9 protein-coding genes are annotated in these 13,274 nt (G+C 50.6%); all 9 read right to left on the bottom strand.

The window, feature by feature from the left end; translation table 11 throughout:
- Positions 1–198 precede the first annotated feature (198 nt).
- Positions 199–2,595 carry a TonB-dependent receptor gene (locus MET42_RS0110235; protein WP_019882857.1) on the bottom strand — a complete coding sequence of 799 codons (2,397 nt, stop codon included), beginning with the start codon at positions 2,593–2,595 and terminating at the stop codon, positions 199–201.
- Positions 2,596–2,691: 96 nt separating this feature from the next.
- Positions 2,692–3,675: a FecR family protein gene (locus tag MET42_RS0110240; protein WP_019882858.1), complete on the bottom strand. Its 984-nt coding sequence runs from the start codon at positions 3,673–3,675 to the stop codon at positions 2,692–2,694.
- The gene (locus MET42_RS14415; protein WP_024929208.1) at positions 3,659–4,186 is read right to left on the bottom strand and encodes a sigma-70 family RNA polymerase sigma factor; all 528 of its coding nucleotides are present in this window, start codon (positions 4,184–4,186) and stop codon (positions 3,659–3,661) included. Before MET42_RS14415 ends, MET42_RS0110240 begins: the two co-directional genes overlap by 17 nt.
- Positions 4,187–4,399: 213 nt before the next feature.
- A complete protein-coding gene (locus tag MET42_RS0110250) occupies positions 4,400–6,829 on the bottom strand; it encodes a TonB-dependent siderophore receptor (protein WP_019882860.1) in 2,430 nt (809 codons plus the stop codon).
- Positions 6,830–6,908: 79 nt separating this feature from the next.
- The gene (locus MET42_RS0110255) at positions 6,909–7,913 is read right to left on the bottom strand and encodes a FecR domain-containing protein (protein WP_019882861.1); all 1,005 of its coding nucleotides are present in this window, start codon (positions 7,911–7,913) and stop codon (positions 6,909–6,911) included.
- Positions 7,906–8,418 (bottom strand): sigma-70 family RNA polymerase sigma factor, encoded by a 513-nt coding sequence (locus tag MET42_RS0110260; protein ID WP_019882862.1) that lies wholly within the window; start codon positions 8,416–8,418, stop codon positions 7,906–7,908. Before MET42_RS0110260 ends, MET42_RS0110255 begins: the two co-directional genes overlap by 8 nt.
- A gap of 116 nt (positions 8,419–8,534) precedes the next feature.
- Positions 8,535–9,764, bottom strand: a complete 1,230-nt coding sequence (locus MET42_RS0110265; RefSeq protein ID WP_019882863.1) for a PepSY domain-containing protein — start codon at positions 9,762–9,764, stop codon at positions 8,535–8,537.
- A gap of 92 nt (positions 9,765–9,856) precedes the next feature.
- Positions 9,857–12,295 (bottom strand): TonB-dependent siderophore receptor, encoded by a 2,439-nt coding sequence (locus MET42_RS0110270; protein ID WP_019882864.1) that lies wholly within the window; start codon positions 12,293–12,295, stop codon positions 9,857–9,859.
- A gap of 104 nt (positions 12,296–12,399) precedes the next feature.
- Positions 12,400–13,269 (bottom strand): FecR family protein, encoded by an 870-nt coding sequence (locus MET42_RS0110275; protein ID WP_019882865.1) that lies wholly within the window; start codon positions 13,267–13,269, stop codon positions 12,400–12,402.
- Positions 13,270–13,274: the final 5 nt, after the last annotated feature.

The raw sequence follows: 13,274 nt of genomic DNA on the forward strand, positions 1-13,274 counted from the left end.
ACGGCAGGAAGTCGGTTGATTAATAGTTTAAAAACAATTGTAAAGTTTTGACGATGATCGCGACACTGCCATGCTCACACATCTGAAACAAAGAAAGCCTGTACGCAGGCTTGGTGAAAATATATTGATCGCACACACGGCATGCATCAATGCGATACATGCCGTGAATGATGATGATAGAGAGTGAATAGCAGTTACTTAGAAACTACCACTCAACGTCATCATGAAATTACGCGGCTCACCAAAATAAGTCTGGCGCGACCAGCCTTCCAAACGAGAGTAATACTTCTTGTCGAACAGATTGCTGCCCGTCAGGCTCAGGTTCCATTTCGGGTTAATGCGGTAGCTCACTTGCGCCGAGGCCAGGGTGTACGCGCCTTGCTCCCATTTATTGGTCCCATCATAAGCGTATACACCGCTGCTCATATCCAGCCCACCCCCAATCGCCCATGCGTCTGACAAACGGTATTTGTTCCACAGTTTAAAACTGTGTTTGGGTGTGGAAGTTGCAAATACCAGGCCCTTCAAACTGTCCTCTGCCTTGAGGTATTTGGTTTCGGTGTACGCATAGCCGGCGATCAATTCCCACTGGTCATTCAAGCGGCCGCTGATCTCAGCCTCAGCGCCCTGGCTGCGCACCTCGCCCACCGCGATCGAATAAAGCGGATTCGCCGGATCGGTCATGGCGCGGTTCTCGTCATTGATACGGAACAAGGCGGCATGCATATTTAACTTGCCGCCTTCCAGTTCGCCCTTGACGCCCACTTCATACTGCCTGCCGGTACGCGGCTTGAGCATTTTATTATTAGCACTCAAGCTATATTGTTGCGGCTGGAAGATATCACTATAACTGGCATACACCGCATAGGTGTCATTCAGGTTCTGCACCAGCCCGACATACGGGGTGAACTGGTTGGTAAATTCGTCACTACCGTCAGGATTGCCTTTCACCGAAGTTTTCCAGTTGCTAAGACGCCCGCCCAATATCAATCTGGTATTTTCCAGCAGTTGCAATCGGGTCTGACCGTATAAACCATTTTGCCGGGTTTGATATTCGTCCGCCGGGTCATAAACAAAATCGGGCTTGGCAATGCTATGCACCGGTGAAAAAATATTTTGCGTCGCACCAAATACCTGGGCGTATGCGGTACTGGAGTTAAATACCCGCGTATTAAAACCCACCAGCAAATGATGCTGTTTATCAAAAGCATTAAACGGCTGGCTCAGGTAAGCATCTACGCCGTAATCACTGGTTTTGCCCTTACTACCCAGCAAAATGCGGTCAAAGTTACCTGCGGCATCGATATAGGAGTCGCCAAAAGCACTGCTTTCCAGGCCAAATCTGCGTTCAATGGCACTGGCGCGTAATTTGAATTCGCCGCCCTGGTCAAGATGATGCTCCAGTTCAACAAAATATTGATTGTTATTTTCGTGTTTGTTATCCCAGCCAGAGCCAATAAAGGTTGAACGCTTGATATCTGCCACCCTACCATCAGCATAGGTCGGTAAACCAAACGTTGGACGCGAGTCCATACTGGTAATGGTTGCACCAACAGACAATGTGGTTTTGGAACTGACATCCACTTCCAGCGTACCGTACAGCAATGGCTTGCGCATGTAATCGCCATCAATAAAAGAGTTTTTATCCTGGTACATTGCGACTACCCGGCCACGCACTTTACCCTCACTATCAAGTGCGCCTGTCACATCCACTTCGCCACGGTAATTATCCCAGGAGCCAGTTTGCAGACGTGTCTTCACCGCAAAATCTGCCAGGGCGCGTTTTCTGACCAGATTGACCGTACCACCGGGCTCACCAGTGCCCTGCAATAAAGCAGCTGCTCCGCGTAGCACCTCAATGCGGTCATAGGTAGTCAGGTCCTGTGAGCTGGTACCCCATGCGCCCTGGCTATCCTGTACAGGAATGCCATCAATCTGAATAGTATCCAGACCGTAACCACGCATGGAAATACCCGCTGTATTACTGCCATAACTCACTACCGTAATGCCGGTGGTCTGTTGCATTGCTTCGGCCACCGTGGTCAGGTTCTGGTCCTCAATGCGCTGGCGTGTCACAATCGAAATGGATTGCGGGATATCGCGTAATTTTTGTTCCCCTTTGCCGATAGTGACCGTATTCGAGGTATAAGAACCACTATTCTCAGTCACGGCCGTTTGCTCTTTTTTGGCACGAACAAAGACTTCAGGTAACACATCGACCACTGAAGACTCACTACCAACGACTAACTTTTTCAAAGTATAGCCACCATCATCGGCCAGAACTGCCTGTAAGCCGGTATCGCGCAACAAGGCATCAAAGCCCTGTTTCAGGGTATGCCGCCCTTTGAGGCCAGCACTTTGTTTGCCCGAGGCCAAGGCAGGATCAAAGGAAAGGATGACATTTGCCGTGCGCGCAAAGCTATTCAACGCACTGGTGAGCGAGCCGGCAGGCACATCGTAAACATGTGTACTTTCAGCCTGGCTTCCGCTGTCAGCATGGGCAGAGGGTGATTGCAGTAATGTGAACGCTGAGCAAGTTAGCAATAAGTGCAACGCCACTGCAAGTGGCTTTTGCTTGAGATGAAGCAACTGCATAGAAATAAAACTCCCTGATTATTTGTTGTATGTACTATTGATGACGTACAACCCAGAGAGGTGGACAGTGGAATGCAATATTTTTTAATTGGCCGGTTAATGTGCTGGCTGAATCGACGTCAGCCAGGGCGTGTAATGCGTCATGGCGACTGGCGTCGTATCGGCCAACACCTTCAATGTACGGGCCGTATCATTCAGCGCGAACACGCCTGACACATGTACATGCTCTAACGCAGCGGCATCATAGTAAAGATGCCCCTGGTGATAGCGTTGTAATTCACTGAGCAGCAAGGAGAGTGGCAGATCATCTGCCACCAGCCTGGATGATATCCAGGCAGTTTCATTCTGGATATCGGCATTGGTTTTACTGGCTGGCAGATCATTTTGCAGCAGCGTAGCCTCGCCGGGAGATAAAGTCACACACGAGCGCTGTATAGTACAAGCTTCGACGCTAGACTCAATCACCATGACCTGCGTGACGTGATGCTGGCGCCCCACCGTGTATTGCGTGCCTAGCGCACGCGCCGTCCCTTCGGCAGTCTCGACCACAAATGGCCGCTGCGCATCTTTGGCCACCTGCAGCAGGATCTTGCCTTGCAGCAACTCGACGCGGCGCTGGCCTCCATTAAAGTGGATGTTCACGGCACTATGCGTATCCAGGGTCATCTGGCTATGATCAGCCAACTCAATCGTGCGCTGCTCACCAATGCCGGTATGGTAATCCGCCAGCATGACACGGGCAGGCAGGCTATTGGCAACCACGCCGCCAACCAGCATGACGGCCAGTAAACACAACCCGGTCGTGAACACTTTGTTCCGTTTGTGTTTGGACGGCTTCAGCACCGCATTCAGGACACGTTTGCTCGAAGTCTCCTGTGCCGCATCAAAACGGCTCCACAGTTTTTCCATTTGTGTAAATGCGGTGGCATGACGTGCATCCGACGCTAACCACTGCGCAAATGCCATCCGGTCAGCCTCACTGACATGGTCGGCATGCAAATGTGTATGCCATTCTGCGGCCTGTAAAATAATATCGGGAGAAGATGTGGTGTGTTGCATCAGGCTAAACCACTTCACCATAAACAATACGATGGCAATGCACCATGGCTTTGGCAATATATTGTTTGACCATACTGACAGAAACACCCAGCACTACGCCGATTTCGGCATACGTCATGTTTTCAAGCCGGCTCAACATAAAAGCTTGCCGCGGCTTATCCGCCATACTGTCCAGCATGGCGGCAATCAAGGTCAGTGTTTCGATCACTTCCAGATGCTGCTCGGGCGAACTCACATAGTTTTCTGCATGTGTCAGTGCCAATGCTTCCAGATAGGCCTGCTCTATTTTCTGCCGCCGCGCCTGATCAATCAGCAAGCGTGTGGCAGTGGTCGTCAGATAAGCGCGCGGGGTCTGCAATGCTTTAAGATCGGCATCGGAAAGCGATAGCAAACGGCAGAATGTTTCCTGCACCATATCTGCCGCCTGCTCACGGCATCCCAATTTACGCCTTAGCCAATGTTGCAACCAGCTGCGATGGTCACTATACAAGCTATGTAGTGTGTGTTGGAATGCATGCTCGTTTGCAGACATAGTGACGGTCGAACTTCATGATTCAAATGATAATAATTCTCATTCTATCATGTAAAATTCATTTTGCACGCCCGCTTAAGACGCTGACTGGCAAATACCCCCATCCGCTCACTGTGGCAGCAATGCCTGCCTGTGCTAGTCGCGAATATTGTTTGGCATGATATGTCTGCCAAACAATATTCACTCATCAAACCAGCAATTACTAGTTGGTAGTTACCAGCTATAAGTTGCACTGGCAATGGCCGCACGGCGAGCACCAATCCAGCAATCGCCACGCGTAATACAAGTAGACACATACTCTTTATCTGCAAGATTGCTGGCATTCAGTGCATAGCGCCAATTGCCATAATCCAGGCCTATCATGGCGTCAAACAAAGTCACGTCTGGCGTTTTAACAATATGGGTAGAGTTCCAGGACTCACCAATATAGCGCACCCCAAAACCGGCACGGAACCCACTCACATCCCCGATAGAAAAGCGTTTTGTCAGCCAGCCGGAAGCCAGGTATTTAGGAATGGTTTCAACCTGCTGCCCTTTTTCTGCTGGATTATCAGTGATGTCATACTTGGCATCTGTGTAGCTCCAGGAAGCCAGGACGTCCCAACGGTCACCAAAGCTGGTTGCGCCTTCCATTTCGATACCGCGCGACACAATCCTGCCCTTTTGCGTGTAGAGATTACTCATGACATAAATCGGGCGGTTCTCGTCAGCCAAATGATAGGCGGCAATAGTGAAACGCGTCGGCGAGTTTGCAGGCATGTATTTCAAGCCGGCCTCCCACTGTTTGCCTTCCTGTGGTTTTAAATAACCGCCATTCACTGACAAATTAGTCAGTGGCAGGAAGGACTCAGCATAACTCACATAAGGCGACCAGCCATTATCAAACAGGTAGTTCAGGCCATAACGCTGCGTGGTTTTGTAGCTTTCCTGCGGGACAGAACCTTCACTGCGGTTTTCAGCTTTGTCACGACGGATACCGGCCGTCAGCACCCAGTGCTGGTCAAACTTGATTTGATCCTGCAAATACAGGCCTGTTTGCATCACACGTGTTTCTGGTAATGCCGACAATGTCGCCACCGAATCAATATTGCCGTAGACAGGGTTGTAAATATCAATCAGATTACCGGTACCATCGTCATAGCCTGCCACGCCCGTTTTGCGGAATCGCGCATAATCCAGGCCAATTAACACGGTATGCAGCGTACTCCCCAGATCAAAGTGCGCTTTGGCATTGGTATCGACATTCAATGTAAAGGAATGCGTTTTTGATACATCGTAATAGCGAGGCAAAACATTCTGGCCTGCTGTTGGGAATGGATTCACACTTGGATCAAACGTAAATGAATTCACATACAGTGAGCTGTAATTATTACGGCTTTTGGTCCAACGGAAGTTCTGCCGCACCGACCAGGTATCATTCAACTGATGATCAAAAATCCAGCCAAGATGGGTAGATTCACTGATGTACTTGTCGAAACCAGGCTCCCCCAGGTAGTTATCGTAAGGAATGCGGCCATTGGGGTTAGGTTTGAGGACGCCATACACAGGCAGGAACTGCGGCGTGGGCAGTGAGTCATCCAGCTGATAGCGGGCAATTAAAGTCAGGCTCGTTTTATCGCTAGGCTTCCAGGTCAAAGATGGCGCAAACAATGTACGTTTTTGATAAGCATGATCGACTTGCGTATCCGTGTCCTTGCCAACCATGACCAAGCGGTAAAACAGCGTATCGCTATCGGCAACCGGCCCAGTAAAATCTGCCTGGATTTGCTTGAAATCATAGTTACCCAAAGAGACGCCAATTTCGCGGCGCGCTTCAGTCAGTGGCCGTTTACTGACCAGGTTGACAATGCCGCCGACACCGCCTTGACCGTATAAAGTTGATGCCGGACCGCGCAACACCTCAATGCGCTCCATCATGAACGGGTCTGGCCGGATCGTTTCTGAATAATAAGTATTAATCTGGCGCAGGCCATCCAGGTACTGCACAGCCTCCATCCCACGAATGGCATATCCATCCGAGCGCGAATCCATCCCGTACTGATCGGCAGCAACACCGGTGCTATAGCGCAGGGCTTCCTGAATGGACATCACTTTTTGATCAGTGATTTGGTCCGCAGTAATCACTGAGATAGACTGCGGCGTTTCGATAATAGGAGTATCGGTTTTGGTCGCCGTGGCCGTACGTTTGGCCACATACCCGTTCACGGGTCCATATGCATTTTCTTTATAGCCCAGCGCTGTCACATTAACTTCAGGCAAGACATCCGTCTCTTCTTTGACCACAGGTGAGGCCGCCGGTGTCGCACGTAAAACATAGCCATTACCCAGTTGCACCGCCTGCAGGCCAGTGCCTGACAATATTTTTTCCAGCGCATGGCTCAGTGTCATGCTTCCTTTGAGTGCGGAAATCTTTTTACCATTGGTCAACGCAGCATTGGCTGTCAGATTTGCCCCGGTTTGCAACGCAATTTGGGTCAATGCCGTAGACAGCGGGCCTGCCGCGATATCAAAATTGTATTGCGCTTCTAGCGTTTGGGCGTGTGCCACAGGCGTAGCAATAGTGAGGCTGCCAGCCGTCGCCAGCAATGCAAAGTGCACTGCCGTGATCATCATGCGACGCGGAAATAAAAGGGGGTTCTGCATAAAATCAGGCTCCAGATTCAAGTCATATCAGATAGTTTCAACTGGTATGCCGAACAACTTGCAAAAAGGGGAACTGTTTTTAACGAGAAATAATGATCATGTTTGCGCCTGTGGTCTGCTGCACACGTACAGGCAGTGCATTTTCAAGATTAGCCAGAATCAGGGGGATATCGCGCGCAGGCGTGGTTATCGAGTACACACCCACCAGCCGCAAAGCAGCGACCTGCGGACTCACACTGATGTTTACGGTGGTATAACGCACCAGTTCATTGACAAAATCACTCAGCGCAATATTATCGGCAACAATCTTGCCTTGTGACCAGGCTTCACGTGCCATGTCAGCAGCACCATCTGCCACCACGGTATTGGCATTAAACCGAGCTTGCTGGCCCGCTGCAACGCGTACGGCCACTGCGGCATGTGGCGTTACCTGCACCGCGCCTTCAAACACGGCCACGTGTCCGCCGTGTAAATCACTGCGGACAGTAAATCGTGTGCCCAGTGCCGTTACGCGAGCCGTTGAAGTATCCACCACCAATGGCCGGGCGTATTGATCATGGGCAGATGTCACCAGAATCTCCCCCCGATGCAGGACGATGCGGCGTAACTGCTGTCCATACACAACATCGACAGCGGTATTGGTATTCAGGATCAGTACGGTCCCATCGGCGAGAGTAAACCGTTGACGTTGCCCGACCCCGGTGCGGTAACCGGCATGTGCAATGGCATATTCATATTGCCAAGCCTGCCACGGCAACATCTGCCGTAACAGCCCGCCAGCCCCAACCAACACGGCACCCATGCCCAGCAGGCGCAACGCCCGGCGCCGGCTGGCTAAGCGTGCTTGCGCTAGCGTGTCATGACCAGCCTGGACAGGCAGTGATTCCACCAGTTGCCGGAATGGCTGGCTAATCGCCTCCACCCGCTGCCATACCCGTGCGTGCACAGGATGTGCCGCCAGCCAGACCTGCCAGCGCTGACGATCCTGCTCGTTGCTGTGTTCATCTTGCAACAGCGCAAACCATTCCGCGGCCTCCGCAATAACGGCTTGTTCATCCTGCGATTCGGGTGCCAGACTACTCATACTCTACCTGCAGACACGCCACCATGGCCTGTGCCATATATTTTTTAACCATACGCTCGCCGACGCCCAATTGTTCACCAATCTGGCAATAAGTCAGTCCATCCAGTTGCGACAGCAGAAAAGCTTCACGTACCTTGGGCTTGAGTTTGTCCAGTAACAGATCCACCCGGAACAGGGCTTCCAATACCAGGACATGCTCTTCGGGAGAAGGCACGTAAGACTCGGGCAAGGTGGACAGTGTTTCCAGCCAGGCACGTTCAATATCTTGCCGGCGCCAGTGGTCAATCAGCAAATGCTTGGCAATGGAGGTCAGATAGGCTCTGGGTTGTTCCAGCGCGCTCAGGGCACGGCGAGCAGCCAGGATACGTAGAAAGGTATCCTGTGCCAGATCCGCCGCTTTCTCGCTGCAACCCAACTTACCCCGCAGCCAGCCGCGTAACCAGGAATGGTGTTCTGTATACAGTGCAGTCAATGTTTGTTGCAAAGGATATTCGTTTGCCGACATACAGGCCAGACTCTAGATTTTTAATGATAATGATTCTTATTTTACCATTAACAATGTGTTTGCATAAGCCTCTGCGCCGGAGACAAAAAACAACCGGTATGAAACTGAGTCATTTGCTAGCGACGGGAACCCTTAAGCTGATGAGCAAGTTTGCGGGAGCGTCGTTTTTTCAGCCAAATGAGCACTCCCGTCACGGTTAAACCAACCACGCCCAAGCCCATGGCACAGACAAATATCTGCATGGGCAGTCCCCATACTTGGGCAGTATGCAACGCCAGCAGCCATTGCGTGATGGTATCGCCCGCTGCTTCACCAGTCGGTAGATAGATAGCCAATTGCTGGCCACTGTTGGCGTTGAATATCACTGCGGTATCTGCGGTTTTTTCAGAAATATCCCGGCTTGAATTCACGACATAGGTATAAGTGCCTTTGCTCGCATCATAATAAATTTTGGCTTCATGATGAATCGTGAATGCATCATCGTGACTGGCTTGTTGTATCAACTGGCGGCCTGTACCCAAGGCGGCACTCACATCCAACTGAGGGCTGGTCAAAGGTTGAGTCAGTGTAGGGATTTTTTCATCAAAACTTTGCCGGGCAAACAGAGTGTCCATCACCGGCGTGTACACCTCACGTAAATTAAACGCCACGCTGGACCAGGCAAAGACAAACAACATGGCCCATACCCATAAGCCACCTGCCCTGTGCAGGTCAAAATTCCGCTTGGCTGAGCCGCCATGCCAGCGAATTTTCCATGCTTTCCACCAGCGTCTGAGCCAATGCTGCTCTTTAGGCTTATTCCTGATGTTTGACGTGCGCTGTGGTGCCGGAAACGTTAAGTACGCGCCGACAAAACAATCCAGCGTCCACAATAACGCCACAATCCCAAATAGATAATCGCCCACACTGCCTAACGCCAGTGAAAAATGCAGGCGGTAAATAAAAGGCAATAAATTAATCGTGCCCTGCGTAATATCGCCCCATTTACGTTCACCGAGGATTTGACCGGTATAAGGATTCACGAATACTTCGTTGTTGATCACAGCGCTCTCAGGCAGACCGGGGCGTGGCTGTAAACGGAAACGCCTGGATTTATCCGCGACCTGATTTAAATCTATCCTGGTAATCATTGCGTCAGGATATTGCCTGAGCACTAATGCCGTTAATGCGACCGGGCTTAGCATGGCCTGGTTGGCGGGCGGTACGACGCGCATCACCTCCGGGTGAATACACGCATCCAGTTCATCGTAAAAAGCGATAAACATGCCGGTAAAGCCAGCCACAACCAAGAACAGCGCCATCACCAAGCCAACATAACGATGCAGCACAACAAATGTTTGACGCATTAAGCACGCCCCATCAAGCATATCCAGTTCACAAAAACAGGTACCATGCCACTTACCTGAGTGGCATGGTGTGCAGTTCAAGAAGCCATCAATTACCAGCGGTAAGTCATCGTTCCCAATACCGTCCTGCGTGAACCGTATTCACAAGAAGTGATGTCATCACAGATGGCATAACGCTTATCCATTAAGTTTTTGGCGCTCACAGCCAGCTCTGCCCCCTTGAGCGAAGCGTTCGCTTTAGACAAGTCATAACGTGCACTCATATCGACCAAGGTGTAGCCAGGCACTTTGAACGACTCGACATAATCACCGTAGGTTTCACCCAGCATACGCAAACCACCGGCCAGTTTCAGGCCTGAGAACGCCCCAGTCATTTTGTAATCCGCCCAGACAGAAGCCATATTTCTTGGCACGCCAGGGATATGCATGCCACGGTCAGCATCATTACTCTTGGTCACTTTAATATCAGTATAGGTATAGCTGGCGATCAGGTTGAGATTTGAAGTAATACCTGCCCTGGCTTCCAGTTCCAGTCCGCGTGATGCAATTTCACCACGCGCAATACTGAAATCTGGATGCGCAACATCCGTCGTCGGCACATTGGACTTCTTCAAGTCATACACGGCAGCGGTAAATAACGCGTTATAGCCTTTGGGTTCATATTTCACACCGACTTCAACCTGCTTGCCTTCTTGTGGCTTAAATAACTCACCGGCAAAATTAGCGCCGCCTTCAGGGGCGAATGACTCGGCATAACTCACATACGGTGCCACGCCCATATCGGTGAGATACAACAAACCTGCGGAGCCTGTCGTCGCATGATATTGATTAGATTGCGAGGTGTCTGCCAGATAATCCTTGCTACTCACTTTTGCGTGGTCACGGCGTATGCCTGCAGAGGCAATCCATTTCGGTGTGATTTTGATACTGTCCTGCAAGTAAATACCGGTCTGGCTATCCGTATCTTTAGTCACACCGGTATATGGGCCCACCGCCAGAGAACCGTACACAGGATCATATAAATCCAGGTCTGTGGTGGTGCTGTTTAAACGTTTAATGGTGGCATTGCCCGTGTGGTAGTCTGTGCCCAGCAACAAGGTATGTTCCATCCCAGCCAGGGCAAACTTGCCATGTACCTGATTATCCATCGTGAACAGGCTGCCAGTGATGACTGGAATCTGCCATTGGCGACGCTCAATTACACGTAACTGCCCGGGCACATAACCATCCACGCGGATCGAGTATCTGGAACCATCAAAGTCGGTATAGCGCGTATTCTGGCGGAAGCCCCAGTTATCCGCGAGTTGTTGATCCCAGATATAACCAATGGAGGTACTTTCATAACTTTCGTGGTTTTGCTTGAGATTGCCTGAGTTACGGCTGACGGGGATATTGCCGTTCGGGTTGTTAAACACCGTCCCAACCGCGGGCAGTGTGTTATTAGATAAACCCTCATTTTTTTGATATTTGCTTAAGAGGGTGACCTTGGTCTTGTCCGATGGCTGCCAGGTCAGTGCCGGGGCAATATACGTACGATTATCCTGAGCATGCTCTACCTGCGAGTCACTTTTACGCTCAAGTGCCGTAAGGCGATAACTCCACACCCCTTCATCGTCAATCCTGTCGCTAAGGTCAAGCGCGAATTGCTTGCGGTCAAAGCTACCAGCTTGCACCTGTACTTCATGTATCGGCGTCACTGAAGGCATCTTGCTAACCAGATTCACCATGCCACCAGGTTCGTTTCTACCATAGGTAACAGAGGCTGGGCCACGCAACACTTCAATACGCTCCAGACCATAGGGCTCCGCCGCAGTTCTGTTGTAGTTAGACCGTGAACCCATCAGCGAACCATCGGCATAAATCGTACCGTTGGTATATAGCGAAAAACCGCGCAGGAAAATATTGGCGTCTGTCACAGAAAAGGCCGAACCTGGCGTGGTGACACCTGCGGTATAGGATAGCGCTTCAGTAATCGAACGTGGTTGCTGTGCTTCCACCTGATCTGAAGTCACCACGGAAATCGACCTCGCCGTTTCAAGGATAGGCAAATCCATTTTCGAACTGGTCGCACTACGTTTTGCCACATAGCCATTCACATGGCTGGTAGCGGTTTCTTTTTCCGTTTCCGACATGACCACGACTTCTGGCAACGTCTGTTCCGGCGACACTTGCGTTTTGACTTCGGGCGCTTTCACAATGATAAATGTGCCATCCGCCTGCTCTTTAGCCACCAGATTGGTGCCTTCCAGCATCTGACTCAATGCCTGTTTTGCACTCAGGTTGCCTTTCAACGCGGTGGATTGATGATTGGCCACCACATCACTGGCGAACAATATTTGTACGCCAGCCTGGCTCGCCAGGCTATTCAGCGCTTTGTCTAGCGGTGCACGTTTGATCTCTATTGCGCGTTTGGATTCTGCTTGTGCTGAGAACGCCAGGCACATGCAGGCAATCAGTGCGGGAATGCGTAAACGCTTAAGCGTCGATAATGTTGGATGTTCTTGTGGACGATGTAATAACGCGGTGTTCAATTTAGCTCTCTTTTAGAAAAATATTTCAGTATGAAATTGCTTCAAAGAGTAGCCGTATCAGCAGGGCTCCAACCCTACCTTCATTTTCAAAAATAAATTAAAAATTATTTCGTATGAATATAAATGGCGCCATCGGCATGGTGAATAACCTTCACCGGCAAGATCTGCGGCAGCAGCTTGATCACATCATCGGTAGACTTTGTATTAAACGTACCAGAGATTTTCAAATTGGCTAATTGCGCATCCGCCAGTACCACCGGCCTGGTTTCATAGCGCTGCATTTCTGCCAGCGCCTGACGCAATGGCGTGCGTTCAAATATGATTTTTCCGTCTTTCCAGGCTGTCTGCGTTTTAGTATCCACCGTTTGGACAGACAGAGGACGGGCTGGGTAAGATTGCGTTTGCTGGTCTTTTGTCAGATAGACTTCCTGATATTGCGTGTAGGCATTGTGATATCTGCGCACCTGCACCTTACCGCGCAACACCGTCACGGTCGCCTGGTCGCCTTGCAGTAATACATCAAAAATAGTGCCGATCACCTTGATGCGTGTCACACCAGCCTTAACGTAAAAAGGGCGATACACCTGATGCGCCACATGAAACATCACGCGACCAGACGTTAAAACAACTTGTCTTGACCGCAAATGCCAATGCACTTGCAATTGCGTATTGGTATCCAGCGTTAAATGGCTATGGTCCGCCAATGTCAGCGTTTTTTGCTCGCCAATGGCAGAGGCGATTGTTTCAGTTTTATAGGCAGGGTTTAGCCAGAGCAGTAAAGAGAATACCGCGAAGACAAAGCCGAACACTGGCAAGGCCTTTTTCACGTTGCGCTTGAGGGCCGAGGTGTTTTTCTCGGCCTGATAAAGGGCCTCGTCGGGCAACGGGAATAACTGCTGCAACTGCGCACGATTGGCTGCAATCGCGTCATCTTCATTCAAAAACTCTGCAGGTGTGGACGTTTTCTTTTGCATGCGGT

The sequence above is a fragment of the Methylophilus sp. 42 genome, from assembly GCF_000384155.1.
In the GTDB taxonomy this organism is placed as follows: Bacteria; Pseudomonadota; Gammaproteobacteria; order Burkholderiales; family Methylophilaceae; genus Methylophilus.